The sequence below is a fragment of the Actinosynnema sp. genome, assembly GCF_052038725.1.
In genome coordinates this window covers 1-1,649 of the sequence record NZ_JBQGCX010001242.1, presented here as the reverse complement: position 1 = coordinate 1,649, position 1,649 = coordinate 1, and the positions used below count along the sequence as shown (strand labels likewise).

Here is a 1,649-nt window from a genome sequence, read left to right as displayed (position 1 = left end):
AGGCACAAGGCGGCCGTGGAGCGGCAGCTGGACGCGCTCGACGGGATCGCGGTCGCCCGCGTGCGGCCGTCGCTGATCCTGCAGCCGGACGCGGCGGCCGAGATCCACCGGTACTTCCTGGGGCTGCTGGTGCCGCCCGCGCTGTTCCGCCTGCGCCTGCCCGTGCTGCCGCTGCCCCGGCGGTTGTCCGTGCAGTTCACGCACGCCGACGACGTCGCCGAGGCGCTGCTGCTGGTGCTGCGGGAGCGGTTCACCGGGGCGCTGAACGTGGCCGCGGAGCCGGTCGTGGGGCCGGCGGAGCTGGCGGCGGCGGTCGGGGCCAGGCACGTGCCGATCTCCCCGAGCGCGCTGCGGGCGCTGGCCAAGGGCACCTGGAAGGCCCGGTTGCAGCCGACCGCGCCGGGGTGGGTGGACCTGGCGCTGGCGTCGCCGCTGCTGGACACCGCGCGGGCCCGCGCGCTCGGCTGGGCGCCGCGGCACGACGCGCGCGACGTGCTGCGGGAGTTCGTGCGCGCGCTGGGCGAGCACCGGGGCGAGTCGACCAGCCCGCCGCTCAACACCAAGCTGAGGCGCGGCGCGCGGGACCTGTGACCTGGGCGGGCCCCGCCCTGCCCGGAACCCGCAGGCCCCTCCGCTGGCCCCACCTGCTGTGGGCCGTGGTCGCGCTCGGGCTTCGCGCTGACCGACCTGCGGGTCTACCGGGTGGGCGGCGAGGCGTGGCCGGCCGGGCGCCGCTGTACGCGCTGGACCTCCCCGCGCCGCTGCGGGGCCCCGACCTGCCGTTTCACCTGCCCGCCGCTCGCGGCGGCGCTGTTCGCGCTGGTCGCGGTGGCTTGGACGGCGCTGGGCGTGCTGGTCGCGGCGGGCGCGCTGCCGCTGGAGCCGCTCCGGGCCACCCTGGACTACGGGCAGGTCAACCTGTTCCTGATGGCGCTGGTGGCTCTCGACTGCCCGGCGGAGCGGCCGGTGTGGCGGCGGGGCGCGCCGGACCGGGCTCGCCGCCGCCGCGGAGCTGACCCCGCTGGTGTTCCTGGCGCGCGGGGACCGCAGGTCGGCGGCGTGGGCGGCGGGGGTGTTCGCGGGCGGCGGCGCGCTGGGGTTGCTGCTGGCGCCGTCGGACAGCGCGCGCTGCTGGTTCGGCGCGCTGCTCGACCCCGGCCGCATCGGCGGGATCGCCTGCGCAGGCAACTCCTCGATCCGCGGCGCGCTGCACCGGCTGGGGCTGCCCGGCGGGGTGGAACCGGCGCTGTGGCTGGCGTTCGGCGGGCGTGCGCGCGGGCAGGCAGATGTGTGCGAAGCAGAGCAACCGCCTCACCGGGAGAGGTGCGAGCGGGCCTCCTGGACGAGGACGCGGTCGAGCGGCTCCACTCCGGGACGGCCGGGCGGCTGCACCGGTGCCTGGCGCGGCGGGTCGGGGTCGAGATCGCCGACGACTTGGTCGCGGAGGCGTTCCTGGTGCTGTGGCGCGACCGGGCGGGGAGCCCGCACGAGCCGGACGCGACCGCGGCGTGGCTGTACGGGGTGGCGGCGAACCTGGTGCGCAGGCACGTGCGGACCGAGGAGCGGCGGTTGCGCGCGTGGACGCGCGAGCACGCCAGGACCGGGCGCGCGCGAAGCTGCGGGCGGGGATCGGCGCGCACCTGGACCGG

Annotated in this window: 1 protein-coding gene and 3 pseudogenes; all 4 read left to right on the top strand. The window is 78.2% G+C overall.

What is annotated here, in order from left to right:
* A pseudogene (locus tag ACTUAL_RS26175) lies at positions 1-591 on the top strand (NAD-dependent epimerase/dehydratase family protein); the annotation flags it as partial.
* Positions 592-702: 111 nt separating this feature from the next.
* Positions 703-969: pseudogene (locus ACTUAL_RS26170) on the top strand (glycosyltransferase 87 family protein); the annotation flags it as partial.
* Positions 970-1,000: 31 nt separating this feature from the next.
* Positions 1,001-1,249, top strand: a pseudogene (locus ACTUAL_RS26165) (glycosyltransferase 87 family protein); the annotation flags it as partial.
* Between the two features lie 74 nt (positions 1,250-1,323).
* On the top strand, positions 1,324-1,649 hold a 326-nt coding region (locus ACTUAL_RS26160), incomplete at its 3' end, for an RNA polymerase sigma factor (RefSeq protein ID WP_440902111.1).